Source organism: Streptomyces sp. NPDC048560 (genome assembly GCF_040650955.1).
GTDB lineage: Bacteria > Actinomycetota > Actinomycetes > Streptomycetales > Streptomycetaceae > Streptomyces.
In genome coordinates this window covers 90,988-107,417 of record NZ_JBEZIJ010000009.1, presented here as the reverse complement: position 1 = coordinate 107,417, position 16,430 = coordinate 90,988, and the positions used below count along the sequence as shown (strand labels likewise).

The 16,430-nt window shown below is 70.8% G+C and carries 16 protein-coding genes and 1 pseudogene; 4 read left to right on the top strand and 13 right to left on the bottom strand.

From position 1 onward, the window contains the following. Positions 1–100: 100 nt before the first annotated feature. On the bottom strand, positions 101–2,146 hold the full coding sequence (locus tag AB0C82_RS23790) for a bifunctional aldolase/short-chain dehydrogenase (protein ID WP_362845425.1): 2,046 nt from the start codon (positions 2,144–2,146) through the stop codon (positions 101–103). Positions 2,147–2,212: 66 nt separating this feature from the next. Next, positions 2,213–3,379: an L-rhamnose isomerase gene (gene rhaI / locus AB0C82_RS23785; protein WP_362845423.1), complete on the bottom strand. Its 1,167-nt coding sequence runs from the start codon at positions 3,377–3,379 to the stop codon at positions 2,213–2,215. Positions 3,380–3,607: 228 nt separating this feature from the next. On the opposite strand from rhaI, the gene AB0C82_RS23780 reads away from it, so the two are divergent. Beyond that, positions 3,608–4,366 carry a metalloregulator ArsR/SmtB family transcription factor gene (locus tag AB0C82_RS23780; RefSeq protein ID WP_362845421.1) on the top strand — a complete coding sequence of 253 codons (759 nt, stop codon included), beginning with the start codon at positions 3,608–3,610 and terminating at the stop codon, positions 4,364–4,366. A gap of 42 nt (positions 4,367–4,408) precedes the next feature. Here the strand turns inward: AB0C82_RS23780 and AB0C82_RS23775 are convergent, their stop codons facing one another. The 4 genes from AB0C82_RS23775 to AB0C82_RS23760 form a co-directional block, all read right to left on the bottom strand. Next, positions 4,409–4,636 (bottom strand): hypothetical protein, encoded by a 228-nt coding sequence (locus AB0C82_RS23775; RefSeq protein WP_362845419.1) that lies wholly within the window; start codon positions 4,634–4,636, stop codon positions 4,409–4,411. Positions 4,637–4,732: 96 nt separating this feature from the next. Next, positions 4,733–5,224 carry a hypothetical protein gene (locus tag AB0C82_RS23770; RefSeq protein WP_362845417.1) on the bottom strand — a complete coding sequence of 164 codons (492 nt, stop codon included), beginning with the start codon at positions 5,222–5,224 and terminating at the stop codon, positions 4,733–4,735. 165 nt (positions 5,225–5,389) lie between these two features. Continuing rightward, positions 5,390–5,884, bottom strand: coding sequence for a hypothetical protein (locus AB0C82_RS23765; protein ID WP_362845415.1), 495 nt, complete (start codon positions 5,882–5,884; stop codon positions 5,390–5,392). Next, the gene (locus AB0C82_RS23760; protein WP_362845413.1) at positions 5,884–6,483 is read right to left on the bottom strand and encodes a hypothetical protein; all 600 of its coding nucleotides are present in this window, start codon (positions 6,481–6,483) and stop codon (positions 5,884–5,886) included. The genes AB0C82_RS23765 and AB0C82_RS23760 overlap by 1 nt, the downstream gene beginning before the upstream one ends. Positions 6,484–6,629: 146 nt before the next feature. Between AB0C82_RS23760 and AB0C82_RS23755 the strand changes: the two genes are divergently transcribed. Beyond that, positions 6,630–7,472: a pentapeptide repeat-containing protein gene (locus AB0C82_RS23755; RefSeq protein ID WP_362845411.1), complete on the top strand. Its 843-nt coding sequence runs from the start codon at positions 6,630–6,632 to the stop codon at positions 7,470–7,472. 34 nt (positions 7,473–7,506) lie between these two features. Here AB0C82_RS23755 and AB0C82_RS23750 read toward each other — a convergent pair whose 3' ends face one another. Further along, positions 7,507–8,007, bottom strand: a complete 501-nt coding sequence (locus tag AB0C82_RS23750; RefSeq protein ID WP_362845409.1) for an SRPBCC family protein — start codon at positions 8,005–8,007, stop codon at positions 7,507–7,509. Positions 8,008–8,212: 205 nt separating this feature from the next. After that, a pseudogene (locus tag AB0C82_RS23745) lies at positions 8,213–8,905 on the bottom strand (NAD(P)-binding domain-containing protein); the annotation flags it as partial. A gap of 156 nt (positions 8,906–9,061) precedes the next feature. On the opposite strand from AB0C82_RS23745, the gene AB0C82_RS23740 reads away from it, so the two are divergent. Then, positions 9,062–9,613 (top strand): glycoside hydrolase family 25 protein, encoded by a 552-nt coding sequence (locus AB0C82_RS23740; RefSeq protein ID WP_362845407.1) that lies wholly within the window; start codon positions 9,062–9,064, stop codon positions 9,611–9,613. A gap of 382 nt (positions 9,614–9,995) precedes the next feature. Beyond that, the gene (locus tag AB0C82_RS23735; protein ID WP_362845405.1) at positions 9,996–10,337 is read left to right on the top strand and encodes a hypothetical protein; all 342 of its coding nucleotides are present in this window, start codon (positions 9,996–9,998) and stop codon (positions 10,335–10,337) included. A gap of 54 nt (positions 10,338–10,391) precedes the next feature. Here the strand turns inward: AB0C82_RS23735 and AB0C82_RS23730 are convergent, their stop codons facing one another. The 5 genes from AB0C82_RS23730 to AB0C82_RS23710 all read right to left on the bottom strand — a co-directional run bounded on the left by AB0C82_RS23730 (position 10,392) and on the right by AB0C82_RS23710 (position 16,193). Further along, positions 10,392–11,531 (bottom strand): low temperature requirement protein A, encoded by a 1,140-nt coding sequence (locus AB0C82_RS23730; protein WP_362845403.1) that lies wholly within the window; start codon positions 11,529–11,531, stop codon positions 10,392–10,394. Positions 11,532–11,699: 168 nt separating this feature from the next. Then, a complete protein-coding gene (locus tag AB0C82_RS23725) occupies positions 11,700–12,077 on the bottom strand; it encodes a VOC family protein (RefSeq protein ID WP_362845401.1) in 378 nt (125 codons plus the stop codon). 47 nt (positions 12,078–12,124) lie between these two features. Further along, positions 12,125–13,960, bottom strand: coding sequence for an FUSC family protein (locus AB0C82_RS23720; protein WP_362845945.1), 1,836 nt, complete (start codon positions 13,958–13,960; stop codon positions 12,125–12,127). 257 nt (positions 13,961–14,217) lie between these two features. After that, complete coding sequence (locus tag AB0C82_RS23715; protein ID WP_362845399.1) at positions 14,218–15,792, bottom strand: sigma-70 family RNA polymerase sigma factor; 1,575 nt, start codon at positions 15,790–15,792, stop codon at positions 14,218–14,220. A gap of 197 nt (positions 15,793–15,989) precedes the next feature. Continuing rightward, the gene (locus AB0C82_RS23710; protein WP_362845397.1) at positions 15,990–16,193 is read right to left on the bottom strand and encodes an antitoxin; all 204 of its coding nucleotides are present in this window, start codon (positions 16,191–16,193) and stop codon (positions 15,990–15,992) included. Positions 16,194–16,430 lie beyond the last annotated feature (237 nt).

Below are 16,430 nucleotides of genomic sequence, written 5' to 3'. Positions count from 1 at the left end.
CTCATCCGATCCGGGCGGAGCCGCACCGCCGCAGCCTGCTCCGCAACGCCGGACGGCGCGCCGGGGCGGCGACAGGGCAGGTGCGGCTCATCGCACGTGGTCAGCGCAGGAAGGCCGCCGCCACACCGGCGTCGACGGGAATGTGGAGGCCGGTGGTGTGCGTGAGGTCGCCGCCGGTCAGGGCGAAGACGGCATTGGCAACGTGCTCGGGAAGGACCTCGCGCTTGAGCAGGGTCCGCTGGGCATAGAACTCACCGAGTTTCTCCTCCTCGATGCCGTACGTCGCCGCGCGCTGGGCACCCCAGCCCGCGGCGAAGATGCCGGAACCGCGCACCACGCCATCGGGGTTGATCCCGTTGACGCGGATGCCGTGCTCCCCGAGTTCGGCGGCCAGGAGACGTACCTGGTGGGCCTGGTCGGCCTTGGTGGCCGAGTAGGCGATGTTGTTGGGCCCGGCGAACACCGCGTTCTTGGAAGCGATGTAGATGATGTCCCCGCCGAGGTTCTGCGCCAGCATCACCCGGGCCGCCTCGCGCGAGACGAGGAACGAGCCGCGCGCCATGATGTCGTGCTGGAGATCCCAGTCCCGTGCCGTGGTCTCCAGCAACGGCTTCGAGATCGAGATGCCTGCATTGTTCACGACGAGATCGACACCGCCGAAGGCCAGCACGGCCGAGGCGAAGGCGTCGGCGATCTGTTCCTCACCGGTGACGTCGACCGTCACCGCGACGGCCTTGTCGGGCCCGCCGAGCTCCTCGGCGACCGCGGCGGCGTTCTCCGCGTCGACATCGGCGACCACGACACACGCGCCCTCGGCGACCAGCCGCTGAGCGATGGCCCTGCCGATGCCGGAACCCGCTCCGGTGACGAGAGCCACCCGGGCGGCCAGCGCCTTCGCCTTCGGCATCCGCCGCAGCTTGGCCTCCTCCAGCTCCCAGTACTCGATGCGGAACTTCTCGGACTCCTCGATCGGCGCGTACGAGGAGACGGCCTCCGCACCGCGCATCACGTTGATGGCGTTCAGATAGAACTCTCCGGCGACCCGGGCGGTCTGCTTGTCCTTGCCGAACGAGAACATGCCGACCCCGGGGACCAGCACGATCGCGGGGTCCGCGCCGCGCATGGCGGGGGAGTCCGGGGTGGCGTGCCGCTCGTAGTACGCGCGGTACGCCTCCCGGTATTCCGCGTGCAGTTCCTTCAGGCGCGTCACCGCCTCGTCCAGGGGAGCGTCGGCGGGCAGGTCGAGTACGAGAGGGCTGACCTTGGTGCGCAGGAAGTGGTCCGGGCACGAGGTTCCGAGGGCCGCGAGGCGGGGGTGCTCGGCACGGGAGAGGAAGTCCAGCACCGGCTCCGCGTCCGTGAAGTGCCCGACCTGGGCCCGGTCGGTCGAAGCGAGGCCGCGGATCACCGGGGCGAGAGCGGCGGCCCGTTCGCGTCGCAGCGGGTCCGGCAGGGCCGCGCGGCCGGCCAGAACGGCGCCGAACGGCTCCGCCCTGCCGCGCTCCTGGAGAAACGTCTCGGCCGTACGGATCATCCAGAGCGCGTTGCGCTCGCACTCCTCGGACGTGTCGCCCCAGGCGGTGATGCCGTGCCCTCCCAGGATCACGCCCACGGCCTGCGGGCTGGCCTCCTTGACCGCGGCGATGTCCAGGCCCAGCTGGAAGCCCGGACGGCGCCAGCCCACCCAGGCCACCTTGTCGCCGAAGCACTCCGCGGTGAGCTTCTCGCCGTCGGCGGAGCACGCCAGCGCGATGCCCGAGTCGGGGTGCAGATGGTCGACGTGCGCGGCCTCCACCAGGGCGTGCATCGCGGTGTCGATCGACGGAGCGGCACCGCCCTTGCCGTGCAGGCAGTAGTCGAACGCGGACACCATCTCGTCCTCGCGCCCGACCCCCGGATACACGTCCTTGAGCGCGCGGACCCGGTCCAGGCGGAGCACGGCGAGACCGGACTCGGTGAGCGTGCCGAGATCACCCCCCGAGCCCTTGACCCAGAGCAGCTCGGTCTCGCCGCCGGTGACCGGATCGGCTGCCGAGGCCTTGGCCGACGTGTTGCCGCCGGCGTAGTTCGTGTTGCGGGGGTCCGAGCCGATCCGGTGGGCGCGCTCCAGAAGAGCGGCGACTTCGGCGTGTGTCGCGGACGTCATGAGGATTCCTTGGTGGTGAGGCCGGGCGGGCGCGTGCGGACTGTGAAGTGAGGTGCGGGAGAGGGCTCAGGCGCCCCAGCCGGCCTGCTCGCCGCCGACCCGTGCTGCGGCGATCCGTTCCTGGTTGCCGGAGGCGAGGTACGCGGAGAAGGGGTCCGCCGCGAGCCCGAGTTCCTCGCGCACCTCGGCGAGCAGCGGCCGTACATCGGTGTTGAAGGCGTCCATCAGGACGCCGTTGGACCCGAGGACGTCGCCGGAGCGCTGCGCCTGGGCCAGGGCCTCGGCGTCGATCAGGAGCGCCTTCGCGGTCGCTTCCTGCACATTGGTGACGGAGCGGATGACGGCCGGGATCTTCGCCTCGATGTTGTGGCACTGGTCGAGCATGAAGTTGACGTTCGTCTCCGCGTCGAGACCGCCGTTCCTGGCCACCTCGCTCATGATCCGGAACAGCTGGAAGGGGTCGGCCGCGCCCGCCATCAGGTCGTCGTCCGCGTAGAAGCGGGAGTTGAAGTCGAAGGCTCCGAGCTTCCCCTCGCGGAGCAGGAGGGCGACGATGAACTCGATGTTGGTGCCGGGGGCGTGGTGGCCGGTGTCCACGACGACCTGTGCCTTCGGTCCGAGCTTGAGGCAGTGGGCGTACGCGGTGCCCCAGTCCGGCACGTCCATGGTGTAGAAGGCCGGCTCGAAGAGCTTGTACTCCAGCAGCATCCGCTGGTCTCCGCCCAGCCGCCCGTACACCTCGGCCAGCGCCTCGGCCAGCCGGTCCTGGCGGGCCACGATGTCGTCCTGGCCCGGGTAGTTGGTGCCGTCGGAGAACCACAGCTTGAGGTCTGGGGAGCCCGTGGCGTCCATGATGTCGACGCACTCCAGCAGGTGGTCCGTGGCCTTGCGGCGGACCTTCGGGTCGGGGTGGGTCACCGAGCCCAGCTTGTAGTCGTCGTCCTGGAAGACGTTGGAGTTGATGGCTCCGATGCGCATCCCGAGGTCATCGGCGCGCCGGGTGAGTGCGGCGTAGTCATCGACCTTGTCCCAAGGGATGTGCAGGGACACCTTGGGTGCCACGCCGGTGAAGGCGTGTACCTGGGCGGCGTCCTCCAGCTTCTCGAACGGATCGCGCGGGACGCCCGGCTGGGCGAACACCTTGAAACGGGTCCCGGAGTTTCCGTAGCCCCACGAGGGTGTCTCGATCACCTGGGACTTCAGAGCTGCCTTGACGGCCGACACATCAGACATGAGCACCTCGTATGCAGAGTCATCCGGCGACCCGTTCTGATCGGAGGATGTGAATCGTTTCATCGGGAACGTACGCTAGGTTTCGAGGGCTCGGCCAGTCAAGCCGCTGGCCAGGCTTCTTTCTGACTTGAAACAATTCATCCCGGGCTAAAGGTGCATGACCCAGGCGCTTTCCGGCGGTGGGTCCCTGGTTGACAGGTGACCAAAAGGTCACATATTTTTGCCTGTATGGACGCGGTGTTCAAAGCCTTGGCCGATCCGACCCGGCGCAGCCTGCTCGACGAGCTCTTCCGCGAGGACGGGCAGACACTGGGCGCGCTGGAGGCCCGCTTCGACATCACGCGGTTCGCCGTGATGAAGCACCTCAAGCTGCTGGAGGCGGCCGGTCTGGTCGTCAGCAGGCGACGCGGCCGGGAGAAGCTGCACTTCCTGAACCCGGTGCCCATTCGGCTCGTCCACGACCGGTGGGTGAGCAAGTACGCGGAGCCCTGGGCCGCGGGGCTCAGTGGCCTCAAGAGCCGGCTGGAGAATCCCATGCAGAAGGTCTTCGAGATCTACATCCGCACCACCCCCGAGCGCCTGTGGGAAGCGATCACCGATCCCGGCATCAGGAGCAAGTACAACTTCGGCGCCGGTGTCACTTCCGACTGGACGCCTGGGTCACGCTTCGAGATGAGCGCACCCGGAGCACCTGGCCCGCTGGGCGAAGGCGAGAACCTGGAGGTCGACCCGCCTCGCAAGCTCGTCCAGAGCATGGTGGCGCTCTGGAGCGAGGAGGCGAAGGGCGAAGGGACGAGCCGCGTCACCTGGGAGATCGAACCCGTCGGCGACTCCTGCCGGCTGACCGTCACCCACGACGAACTGCGCGAGGACGCGCTCGAAGAGCTGTACGGCGGCTGGCCGATGATCCTGTCCGGCCTCAAGACCTGGCTGGAGACCGGCGAACTCCTCACCACGCCGGGCTCGCTCCTGTACGGCACCCCGTAGTCACGCCGGGGGCGCCGCGCCCACGGCGCCCCCGACAGGCCCTCAGCGCTCGGAGCCGGTCAGGCTCGGCCGGAGGGCCCGTACGAGCGAGAACAGTCGCTCCTCGTTCCCCGAGAGCCCCGCGCTCGTCAGCGCCTCGTCGGCCTCCGCGATCGGCGAAGCGAGCAACGGTATGTACAACGGTGCGTCATCCGGATCGGCGAGCGCGGCCCGGGTGGCTTCCAGCAGGCGGACATACGCCTGCGCCGCGGCGATCTCGTCCTTGCGCATCTCAGCATCTCCCCGTCAGAGGTGTCGGACCGTCAAGCATTCACCATGGGTCTGACAACGGGCCTTCAGGTCACTCCGACGCACGTCCGAGCCCGGTCACGCTCCGCCCGCGCGCGGCTGCCCGGCCGGCGGTTCCACTTCCAGGAAGCGTCTTCGGCGTGGTCCCCGGTACAGCAGTGCGGTCCAGCCCAGCCGGCGGAGCACCAGCGCGCATCGAGGCAGCGATTCCTCCTCGTCGTGCGCCGCCCCGCTGCCGGGCGGGCCAAGCCACTCCACCCGGACGGAACCCGGGGCCTCGCCCTGGCTCACGCGGTAGCCGAGCGCGACCCGTCGGCCGGAGGCGTCGACGGCTGAGGGCGGCAGTCCCGCGGCCTCCAGAGCCAGCGCCACGGCCCGGGCCGAGCGATGAAGCTCCCAGGGGGCCGGCACCGCTTCTGGCTCCGGATGCTGTGCGTTGGTCAGCCGCCGGATCTGCAGCATCCCCTCGTACGCCGTCCTGACCGACCCGGCGCGCTCCTTCGGGATGCCGGGAAGCGGCGGACCGTCCCCGGTCGCGGGCTCGAAGCCCGTCTCGTCCGCAGTGCTCATCGGTGCCCCCGTTCGGCGGTGACCTGCGTGAGCCCAAGTGTGCGTCACCCCACCGACAGTGCCAGCGCGTGACGTCGGACAGCCGTCGTCCACCCGAAGGACGCGCCGGGCGTCGCGCGACAGGCGGCAGACCGACGGCACGCCCCGGGGCGAACCGCGCCACGGTCACGCGGGCTCGAAGCCTCGCAGGTAGTGAGCCCGCAGTACGTCCCGGTGGCCTGACCTGGAGAGCTGGTCGGCCGCCCACAGGAAGAAGTCGTCCGCGAGGGCGTCGGTCCAGTCGTAGGTCGGATCGAACGGCCCGGTGTCCGGCGCCGGCACCGGAACCTCACGCGCCGGTCCGCCCCGGGAAGCGATCGTCAGGAGGCGGCTGCCGTCAGGCTGCCGGGTGTAGCGCACCGATGCCAGATCGCAGTCCCACCGCTCGGCGCCCAGCTGCAGCCAGAGTCTCGACGACTCGGCGTACAGGGCGGCGCCTTCGGCGGACGTGCGGGAGGAGAGGGCGTCGCGCGGCAGGACATGGACGAAACCGTGGCAGAGGTCCGCTGTGTTCGCGTCGTCGGCAGCCCGTGGGGCGCCGGGGGAGAGGCGGCCGGAGACCGGATCGAGCAGCCACACGTCGCCGTGGCGGTCGTAGTCCCGCAGCACGACAGGAGACATCAGCGGCGCGGTTCCAGACCGAGCTCCTGGTCGACCGCTGCGCTGCTGCGCGTCGCCGCGTCGATCACCTTGTCCCAGCTGCCGTACCTGGCGAACTGCTGGTCGGCCGTCGGGCCGAGGGGGTTGCCGTACTTGACGATGTTGCGGGCCTCCAGGAGGGCGACCGCCTCCGGATACATCCCCGCCCTCGTGATGTCCTTCGCCTCGTTGCGCATGTGCACCAGGACCCTGGCGATCTCCTCGTCCGACCGGCCCTCGTCGCGCATCCGCTGCTCGACCCGCTCCATCTCGTCCAGCAGCGCGTGATAGCGGATCCGGACCCCGCGCGCTTCCGCGCGCTCCTCCGGCGTCATCTGCCGGATCGCGCAGACGACCGGGTCGCTGCTCGTGCACGCCTCGTCGGCAGCCGGCGCGAAGCCGATGGAGACTGACGGAACCGCTGAGGGAACCGCCACCGCGACGCCGGGTGCGAACAGCGCGCCGCCCGCCACGGTCAGCAGCGGGAGCAGCAGGGAGACGACCAGCCGACGGGAGAAGGGCCGGTATCCGGGACCGAGACGGGCTGCGGAACGGGGGGCAGCCATCGGACGTACGCGCATGAAGGGGGCTCTTTCGCCTGGAGGGTAGGGCGAAACGGGACGTTACGGCGGCCCGCGCGGCGAGTGATGATCATGAGGCGGCGCGTACGGGTGACGCCTCGTTAAAATCGGGCCTCCCGGACGACAACCAGAGGAAGTCACGCACCGTGCCCGACGACGATCCGACCGCCGTACCCGCCGACGGGCGCCTCGCACTGCGCGCCGACTGCGCCAACTGCTTCGGGCTGTGTTGCGTCGCGCTGACCCTGACGGCTTCGGCGGACTTCGCGATGAACAAGGAGGCGGGGAAGCCCTGCCGCAACCTCCGGGACGACTTCCGCTGTGGGATTCACACCCGGCTGCGGTCGGAGGGATTCTCCGGCTGCACGGTGTACGACTGCTTCGGCGCCGGTCAGAAGGTCTCCCAGGAGACGTATGCCGGCCGGGACTGGCGACGGGAACCGTCCACCGCGCAGCAGATGTTCCAGGTGTTCCCTGTGATGCGCCAGCTGCACGAACTGCTCTGGTATCTCACCGAGGCGCTGACACTGCCCGCGGCGGAGCCCCTCCACGCCGAGCTCAGGCGGGCGCGCGACGTCACTGAACGTCTGACGGACAGCCCGGCCGGATCCCTGGCCGAACTGGACGTGTCGGCCCACCGCGACGGCGTGGCCACCCTGCTCCAGCGGACCAGTGAACTCGCGCGCGCCACCGCCCCCCGGCGAAAGAGGCGCAACCACCGCGGCGCCGACCTCATAGGGGCCCGGCTCCGCGGGGCCGATCTGCGCGGCGCCGACCTCCGGGGCGCTTATCTCATAGCGGCGGACCTCACGGGGGCGGACCTGCGGCTCGCCGACCTCATAGGCGCGGACTTCCGTGACGCCGAATTGGCGGGCGCCGACCTCACCGGCAGTCTGTTCCTCACCCAGGCGCAGCTCAACGCGGCGAGAGGTGACGCCTCCACCAAGCTGCCGCCCGCGCTCACCCGGCCCTCGCACTGGGCCGCCTGACCCGGGTGGACGCCGACCGCCGTACGGGTACGGGTCAGCCGGCTTCCAGTGCCTGCTTCAGCCGTTCCAGGGTGGTCCGGATGTTGCGGGCCTGGAAGACGGCGAAGGTGTGTCCCCGGGTCGCGACACGGTCGAAGGCGTTGGCCACGAAGTCGGGCCAGGCGCGCCGGTCGTCGGTCCAGGTCTCGGTGACGCGGGTGGCGCCGTCGACCTGCTCGAAGCGGTACTCCCAGGTGGCTATCGCCCCCGGGAGAAGTGGGCGCCGTGCGCCGATGGCGTGGACGCGGAAGGCGAAGCGCTTCCCGGGCTCGGCGGCCGTCACCGTGCACCTGGTCGTCCAGCGCACGGGGCCGCGCTTGTTGCGTCCCTCGAACACCATGCCGACGTACGCGTCCTTGCGATCCCCCACGACGGTCGCGCCCGTGTTCTCCGGACTCCACCGGCCCATCGCCGTGGGGTCGCTGAGCTGCTCGTACGCCGCCGACGGGACGACGTCGATCACGATGCTGTCCGAGACGGACATGGTGCGGGACATGCGGCAGGCTCCCTCTCCACGGCCGTGCTGGACGACTGCCGGGCCGATGGGACCGTGGAGCCGCCGCCCGGGGAGCCACACCTTACTCACCGGTAGCGTCCGGGGTGGAGGCGGTCAGTGGTGTGCTTCCGCGCACGACGGCCCGGAGAAGCGCGGAGGGCGGCCGGGAGCGTGTGCGCCCGGCCGCCCTCCGCAGGGGTCGGACTCAGGCCCGAAACTCGGCGGTGCGTTCCGGGGACGCTTCGGCGAGGGCCTTGACGATGGCGTCCACGTCGCCCTGGCTGCCGTACACCGGTGTACCGGGCTGCTGGCGCCACGAGTCGTCCAGGCCGCCCGCGTCCACGGTGTCGAAGCCCAGTTCGTCGATGAGATCCCGCACGGTCTGCTTGGCGGCCGGGTCGTCACCCGCGACGGGCAGGGCCTGACGCCCGGGGGTGCCCTGGGGACGGCCCCGGTCGAGGATGTCCTGCGCGTACGTCCCGTTGAACGCCTTGATGACGGGGTGGCCGATCTGCTGCTCGGTCCAGCGGCTCTCCGGCAGCCCGTCCTCGATGGCGTCGATGCGGCCGTCGCGCTGCTGCGGGTAGTAGTTGCCCGTGTCGACGACCACCGCGCCGGGCGCCGCTGCGTCGAGAATGTCCTTCGGCAGGTCCGGGACGGCCCTGACCGGGACCGTCACGACGACGAGCTCCGCGCCGCGCGCCGCCTCGCTCGCGGTGACGGGGTGAGCCCCAGTCTCCTCGGCCAGACCGGTCAGGGTCTCCGGACCGCGCGAATTGGCGATGGAGACCTCGTGCCCGAGTGCTGTGAGACGACGGGTCAGATTGCCGCCGATGTTGCCCGCTCCGATGATGCCGATCTTCATGGCTCCGACCTTCCGATGCAGAGGTGCGTGACGTGACCAAGTCTCGTTCGGTCACCAACTGCGTGCAGCCGGGCACTATTCCGGCGATGACGGATCGGTTCTTCTTCCCTCGGGCGGATGGGCGGTCGACGGCCCGGGCACGTAGAGGAGGAGAGCCGGCCCTCTTTCCCCCACTTGGAGGTGGCGCCAATGCTGCACGGCGTCGACGTCAGCGCGTACCAGACGTCCTTCGACACGGACGGTCTCGACTTCGTTCTCATCAAGGCCACCGAAGGCCGCTCCTATGTGAACCCACGCCTCAAGGACCAGACCGCGCGTGCGCGAGAGGCCGGGTGCGTCGTCGGCTTCTACCACTTCCTCTGGCCGGGAGACGTCTCCGATCAGGCCGAGTACTTCGTGGGCGAGGCTCCCGCGAGGGCCGGTGACCTGCTCGCCGTGGACTGGGAACAGACCGGCGAGGGAACACGCGCGAGCAATGAGGACAAAGACCGCTTCATCCGTGCGGTGAAGGGCCTGCGGCCCGGCCACCGCGTCCTGCTGTACTGCAACCGTCACTTCTGGCTCAACCACGACACGACCTCGTACGCGGGCGACGGACTGTGGATCGCCGACTACGGCACCCGGGGCCGGCCCCGTATCGAGGCACCCTGGCGCATTCACCAGTACACCGATGACCCACTGGACAGGGACGTCGCGGATTTCCCTTCCCGCGAGGCCATGCGCGAGTGGGCCGGTGCCTGAGGCTTTCGCATGGATTGAGCGATCGCCGCCCTCCGCCCTGATTCTCCGACGGCCCCGAATGCCTGTCCTGATCTGCGGCGGCCGCGAAGGCCCGCCCTGATCCGTTCCGGCGGCCGCGAAGGCGTGGCGGTCGGCCAAAGGAGTGTCCTTGGCGTCCGGGCTCGTCGCGCTGAGGGGGATGTCCCACAGCTGGGACGGCCGGAGGTCCATTCTGGTCGCCGAGTCCGCGAACGGCCGTCGGCCGGTCCCCGGCGTCCGACCCGCAGCGCCCCGCGGTCCGTCAGCTCGACGCCGCCGCCGAACAGCCGTGGCTGCCGGGCGGCCGGTGGACGACGTGAGGAGCCCTCCCAGCGCGAGGACGGCCCGACGGAGAAGGTGAACCATGCAGCACGACAAGGACAGTGCCAGGGGCCTGGCCCAGCTGGAGGGCTACCTGTTGTGGAACGCCGAGGTGGAGGACGCCCGCAGGCGCGCCGCTCGCTTCACGAACCAGCTTCCCTGGCTGACCCGTGGCCAGCGTGAGGATGTCGAACGCGTCTACACCGCGGACCGTGTGGCCTCCAGCGGGGAAACGCTCGGCCGCATCTCCGACCGGGCAGCCGAACTCCGCGTCGAATACTCCGAGCGCTACCGCCTGCTCAGGAGGCGCTGCCTGGCAGCCGTGGCCCTGGCCGTCGGCGCGGCGAGCGGAACCTGCGCCGCGCTGCTCCTCCTCACCCGCTGACCCCCCGCACAGGCCACGGAAAGACTCCCGGCAACACCTGTGTGCTCCCCACTCTCACTCGGCGGCGGACCGACGCGCCGACATGGCGACGCCGACGGCGACAGTGAGCGCGCAGACGAGACCGGCCAGCGGGACGGCCCAGTGCCCCGCGAACGTCGTGACGAGCACGAGGACCGAGCTGACCGGAAGAACGAGCTGCTGACGCCCGCCCTCCTTGAAGTGCCGGGCGTGCAGTGCCCACACCACGAACATGAACAGCGCCGTGGGAACGGTCACCGCTGCTGCGGCGGCGGTCGCGGAGATGTGCGCGTGGTGCGTCACCTGCTCCACCGTCACCTCGATGCCCGCACCGATCGCTGCGGCCGAGGCGAAGATCAGGAAATGGCCGTAGCCCCACACGAATGCCTGCCGCCTGCCCACCAGATGCTCGTGGATGGGGACGGCGAAGTAGATCCAGTACGCGGCGAAGACGATGACCAGTCCACCCGCCGCGATGGGAAGCAGTTCGTCGAGCGCGGCTGAATCGTCGAGCGCCGACTGCACCGCCACCGTCGCGGCAGCGATGGTCTCACCCAGCATGATGATCGTGAACAGGCCGTAGCGCTCCGCGATGTGGCGCGGATGCCAGGAGGTGCGCCGGTGACGCTCGGCGAAGGCGGGCACCGAGAGTTCGCAGGCTGCCAGGAACAGGAAACCCCACGTCCAGGCTCCGGCAGGCAGAAACAGCAGGACCACCCACCCGGCCTGGACCACCACCAGGCCTGCCGCGTACCGCAGCGCGGTCACCCTGGCAGCGCCCGTCTCGCTGTAGGCCGCCCTCAGCCACTGGAAGGTGAGTGCCACCCGCATGATCAGGTAGCCGATGATGCCGACGGTGAAGTCGGCGTTGTCGAAGGCCCGCGGAACTCCGGCCGCCAGGACCAGCACGCCCGAGATCTGGACGAGGGTGGCGATGCGGTACGGCACGTCGTCGCAGTCGTACGCGGAGGCGAACCAGGTGAAGTTCACCCAGGCCCACCAGATGGCGAAGAAGACGAACAGGTACCCGGTGATGCCATGGCCGGGGTCGCCCTCGGCCACGGCATGGACCAGCCGCGCACCCGCCTGGGCGACCGCGACGACGAAGCAGAGGTCGAAGAACAACTCCAGCGGTGTCGCCGCCCGATGGTCCTCGTGCGGGTCCCGGGATCTCATCCGGAGCAGGGGAGCGGTGCGGCGTCCGTGACCGGGGCCGCCGGGCGTGTGAGCACTCATGAAGGGAATCGGTCCTCAAGGTTGGTTGGTGGAGAGCCACGACCGGGCGCCGGTGGCCGGACGGGAGAGGTTCACGGGTGCGGGGCCGCGCGCTCAGGGCGACTTCCCTCAGTGCCGTACCAGACAGAAAGGATGCCCCGCCGGGTCCGCGAAGACGCGCCAGCCACGCCCGGTCGGCCCCTCGTCGAGCAGGTCCGCGCCCAGGGCCAGCACATCGTCCTGCGCCCGGTCCAGGTCTCGGACCGCGAAGTCCAGGTGGAACTGCTGTGGTGCGGCCGGGTCGGGCCACCGAGGCGAACGGTAGTCCGCCACGCGCTGGAACGCGTACACGGCCCCGTTCGCGGTGTGCACGGTCGCCCAGCTCTCGTCGACGGCCCACCGGGGATCGGGCCGGTTGACGGTTCCGCCGAGCAACGCGCCGTAGAACTCCGCGAGACGCGTCGGGTCCGGGCAGTCCAGCACCACACATTGCAGTTCAGCGATCATGACAGCATCCTACGAAGCAGCCCGGACGGCCTCGAACGGGGCGCCTGTCAGGAAACGCGCACCGCCCTGCGCCGTCCGGCGCCGAGCCCCCGGTCCCGCCTCTCGGGCCACGTGTCCCCCTGCGCTTCGCCCAGCGCCGACAACTGCTCGGCGAGCCTCTCGGCGTGGGCGGAGGACAGTCGGGCGGCCCTGTGGTCGAGGTGCACCGCACAGGCCGTCGTCGTGTCGATGAGGCGTTCCAGCGCACCCGCGACGTCGTCGGAGCCTGCCGTACGCCGGGCGACCGCCGGAAGTTCGGCCGCGGAGAGGTCGATGGCCGTGCGCGCCGCCGCCAGCGAACGGTACGCGTCCCGGCGCAGTGCCATGCGCCCGGCGCGGTCATCGGGAGAGTCGAGGACGTGGCCGAGGTAGCGGTGCGCGGCGCCCGTCGCCGTATCGAGGGCCGTGTGCACGGTGTGGCCGCGCTGGCCCGGCAGGGGGAGGTGTCCGACCAGCAGAACCGTCGCGCACGCGAGCAGCGACTCGACCACCCGGTCCCCGGCGGCCTGTGGCTCCCCGGCGAGCATCACCAGTGAGAGTACGAGCACGGTGACCACCGCGGTCTGCGCCGCGAAGTGCCTGGTGGCGACCGGGATCAGCGCGCCGCAGAGCGCGACGGCAGCGACCTGCGCGAGCTGACCGGCCGTCACCGCCACGAGCGCGGCGAACACGACGGCGCCCGCCACGGTGCCCACCGCCCGGCAGAGCACCCGGGACGCGAGCGGCCCCAGATCGGGTTTGACGAGGAACACCGTGGTGGCCGGCAGCCAGTACCAGTGGTCGTGGTGCAGGCTCTGCGCCACCGCCGTACTCGTCGCGCAGCACAGCGCGACCCGGATGCCGTACTCGCGGCCCGCCGCGCCGAAGGCCATGCGCAGAACGGACACGTACGATCCCCGGCGCCGGGGACGCAGCCGCTGTCCGGCACGGCAGTCGAAGGCCGCGGCTGCCCGCAACAGCGCATCGTCCAGGGCGCGCAGTCCTGCCGTGCCGCGCGCCGGAGCGGGAAGGGAACCGGATGGCCCGCCAGTGCGCACCGACGCGGCCAGCCGCCGGGGCCCCTCCGCGATCCGGGCCGGCAGCGGTTCGCCGGCCCAGGCGAGTGCGGTCGCGGCCTCGGCGAGCGGCAGCGCCGCGGCGTACTGCGCGTGCAGTCGCCGTTCGGCCGCGGAACTCGCGTACCGCCGCAGCCGGGGACCGGACAGGGCGTCCTGGGCGTGATCGAGGGCGGCGGTCAGCGCGGCCCGGCGGGCGAGTGCCCGCGGCCCGCCTGCCGCGAGAAGCAGGTCAGCCACGGCCGTGTAGACGGCTGCCACCGCCGCCCGTTCACCGTCGAAGCGGTACGGGCCGCCGCCGGACGTCCCGGGTGAAGGAAGCGCCAGCCGGAGCACTATCGGCCAGGCCGCCCCGGACAGGAACAACAGGGCCCGCAGCCAGCCCGGTTCCGGCAGGGGCATCCCGGCGCCGATCACGGCCGCCACCATCATCTGCGTACCGCAGGCGGAAGCGACCGGTCCGACCGAGCTGATCGCTCCCGCCACCAGGCCGAGCGCGCCGAAGACCAGCGGAAGCAGGACCAGGGACCGGTCCGGACCGGCGGCCAGGGCCGTCGCGGTGCCCAGCAGCAGCCCGGCCGCGCCCGACAGGGCCGGCACACCCAGCCGGGTGACCGAGGCCCGACGACTTCCGGGCCTGTCGTTGATCCCGGCGAACATCGCCCCCAGCGCCAGGGGAACTCCGGCCGTCGGGTACCCGGCGAGCACGACTCCCAGCAGCGGAAGCGCGGCGAGCGCCCCGCGCAGGACCGCGCTCCGGCGGACAGGCCCCCGCTGGGTCCGCAGCACATGACCGAGCCACAGCGGAAGGGAAGAGGTAGCGGACGAGGTGAGAAAGGCGGGTGTGAACACCGGACTCCTGTGGTGCGAGGGGAATCGGATGCGCGCGGACGCCTTCGGCCTGTGCGGTGATCTCAGCCTAGGACGCCGACATGGAGGGAATGCTTCCGCCGCATTTCCGCCAGATGTCGCTGCCCCGGCCGGTCACTGCCCGCTCGGCGGCGACCCCACAGACCGGTCTCACCTGCCGCCGACCCGCCTGTCCGTCACAGTGCGGTGCCGAAGGCCTGGGTCCACACGGGGCCGCCGGACGAGTCCTGCACACCCACGCCGATCTCCTTGAACGAGCAGTTCAGGATGTTCGCACGGTGTCCTGGACTCTTCATCCAGGAATCCATCACGTCGGCGGCCGTGCGCTGGCCCTTCGCGATGTTCTCCCCGTACGTGCTCCAGCGGTACCCGGCCGCTGTGATGCGGTCGCCGGGGTCCGAACCGTCGGGGGCGGTGTGTGAGAAGTAGTCGCGGGCCACCATGTCGGCGGAGTGCCGGGACGCGGCCGTCGTGAGCTTCTCGTTGCTCCGCACGGTTCCGCACCCCTCCTTCGTACGCTCGGAGTTGACGAGAGCGGTGACCTGTTCGGACAGGCCGGAGGGAGCGGGCTGCACGGTCCTGGGCGGCGCGGGACGGGGGGACGGAGACGACGGCTTCCGTGTCGTCGGCGTGGCCTTGGGAGTGGGGGAGGCGCTGGGCTTCCGGGACGCCTTCGGCGTCGGTGAGGCCGAGGGCGAAGGGGATGCGGACGTCGGCGTCGGAGCGGGCTCCGAGGGCGTGGGAAGCGACGCGGGCGCGGCAGCCGTCGCGGGCCCCTCGTCCTGGCTCTCCTCGTCGCCTTCCTTGTCGGTGTACAGGTGCACCGCACCGCCGCCCGTGCCCAGCACCGCGACGGCCACGAGCGCCGCCAGGACCGTACTGCGGCGACGACGCCGGGTCTGCCGGCGTCTGCGCTCCGCCCGGCCGGGCCCCCCGGTGTGCGCTGCGGCTGAGGTGAGCAGGAGATCCGGCGCCGTACCGCCGGCGGACACGGCCAGGGGAACGAGCGCCAGGCCTACGAGCAGCCCCTCCGCAGGCACGAGACCCACCCGGTGACCCGAGCACACCGTGCACTCACGGGCGTGCCGGGCCAGCCGCTTGCGCCAGAGCGCGGACGGGAGTCCGTCCCACCCGGCGACCAGTGACTCCAGCAGGGTGCAGCGCGGCGCCGCCGCGAGGGCCCGGACCACCAGCCTGGCCGTCTCCAACTGGCTCTTCATACGCTGCACCCGCACCGCGGTGTGTTCCGGGGACAGTTCGAGCGCCAGCGCCACCTCGGACCTGGACAGCTGCCCGGCGGTCTCCAGCCACCACAGCGACAACAGGGCCCGGTCGTCCTCGTCCAGCCAGCGCGTGGCCTCGGCGACCTCGCGGCGCTGACCGGAGAGACCGAGCCGGATGATGGTCAGACCGACGAAGTCCGCGGCGGGATCGACGACGTCGTGCGCGTCCTCCAGGCCGCCGGCCGGTATGTGCTCGGGGCGTCGCTCACGCCAGTGCCCGCGTATCTCGTTCATGGTTATCGCCACGAGCCAGGAGCGGAAACTGTCGGGCGTACGGAGTGACGGCAGCGCGCGGAGCATCCGCAGCACGCTCTCCTGCACCACGTCGTCGACGTCGGCATGCCCGTTGAGCGCGCGGCCCACGATGTTGTACATCAGCGGCAGATACGCGGTGACGAGCTGGTCCTGTGCCCGCTCGTCACCGGCCTGCGCCGCCCTGATCAACGCCGTCTCGTGTGCCTCGCCCATGCTGCGCTCACTCTTTCGGAGTCCTGTTTCGTCACGTCCCACACTCGGGAGATGCGGTGAGGCCGGGAACATAACAAGAAATCGGCCGGGGGCCCACCGCACGCCGGCTCCGGGCGGGCACGGAGCCCGCCGGGAGCCGGCGCGTAGAGGGACGGAACGCACCCGGGCGGCCGGTGAACCGTGCCCGGGGAGCGGCGTCAGGGACTGGGCGGGGGAGGCGGGACGTCCTGGTCACGATCGGTGCCGAGCTGCTGCTTGAGCTTGTCCTGGCCGGTGTCGACCTTGTCGCGGTACTTGCCCTGCGTACGGTCGTCGATCATGTCGCCGACCTTGTCGACGCCTTTGGAGGCCTGGTCCTCATGGCCCTTGAGCATCTTCTTGATCTTGTCCATCGCGGACATGGATGATCCTCCTGGAATCTGCGCCCCCCACGCACCCAGGGTCACCGCACCTCGTGATGTTCGCATCCCGACGGACTCCCGTGCCGGGGCCGAAGCGTTCGGAAGTGTGAACGGAGCCCCCGTGGGCACATACCGGATAACCAGGAGGGGGTGGTGGCCATGAGCCGCATCCAGATTGTTCGTCGTCCTGCTCAGCCGCCGACGGGGCCGCCGCCGCTCGACCTGCGTACGCCCTCC

Coding starts and splice junctions, on each gene's coding strand:
- AB0C82_RS23790 (WP_362845425.1), bottom strand. CDS start 2,146: ATGACGTCCGCGACACACGCCGAAGTCGCCGCTCTTCTGGAGCGCGCC.
- rhaI (WP_362845423.1), bottom strand. CDS start 3,379: ATGTCTGATGTGTCGGCCGTCAAGGCAGCTCTGAAGTCCCAGGTGATC.
- AB0C82_RS23780 (WP_362845421.1), top strand. CDS start 3,608: ATGGACGCGGTGTTCAAAGCCTTGGCCGATCCGACCCGGCGCAGCCTG.
- AB0C82_RS23775 (WP_362845419.1), bottom strand. CDS start 4,636: ATGCGCAAGGACGAGATCGCCGCGGCGCAGGCGTATGTCCGCCTGCTG.
- AB0C82_RS23770 (WP_362845417.1), bottom strand. CDS start 5,224: ATGAGCACTGCGGACGAGACGGGCTTCGAGCCCGCGACCGGGGACGGT.
- AB0C82_RS23765 (WP_362845415.1), bottom strand. CDS start 5,884: ATGTCTCCTGTCGTGCTGCGGGACTACGACCGCCACGGCGACGTGTGG.
- AB0C82_RS23760 (WP_362845413.1), bottom strand. CDS start 6,483: ATGCGCGTACGTCCGATGGCTGCCCCCCGTTCCGCAGCCCGTCTCGGT.
- AB0C82_RS23750 (WP_362845409.1), bottom strand. CDS start 8,007: ATGTCCCGCACCATGTCCGTCTCGGACAGCATCGTGATCGACGTCGTC.
- AB0C82_RS23740 (WP_362845407.1), top strand. CDS start 9,062: ATGCTGCACGGCGTCGACGTCAGCGCGTACCAGACGTCCTTCGACACG.
- AB0C82_RS23735 (WP_362845405.1), top strand. CDS start 9,996: ATGCAGCACGACAAGGACAGTGCCAGGGGCCTGGCCCAGCTGGAGGGC.
- AB0C82_RS23730 (WP_362845403.1), bottom strand. CDS start 11,531: ATGAGATCCCGGGACCCGCACGAGGACCATCGGGCGGCGACACCGCTG.
- AB0C82_RS23725 (WP_362845401.1), bottom strand. CDS start 12,077: ATGATCGCTGAACTGCAATGTGTGGTGCTGGACTGCCCGGACCCGACG.
- AB0C82_RS23715 (WP_362845399.1), bottom strand. CDS start 15,792: ATGGGCGAGGCACACGAGACGGCGTTGATCAGGGCGGCGCAGGCCGGT.
- AB0C82_RS23710 (WP_362845397.1), bottom strand. CDS start 16,193: ATGTCCGCGATGGACAAGATCAAGAAGATGCTCAAGGGCCATGAGGAC.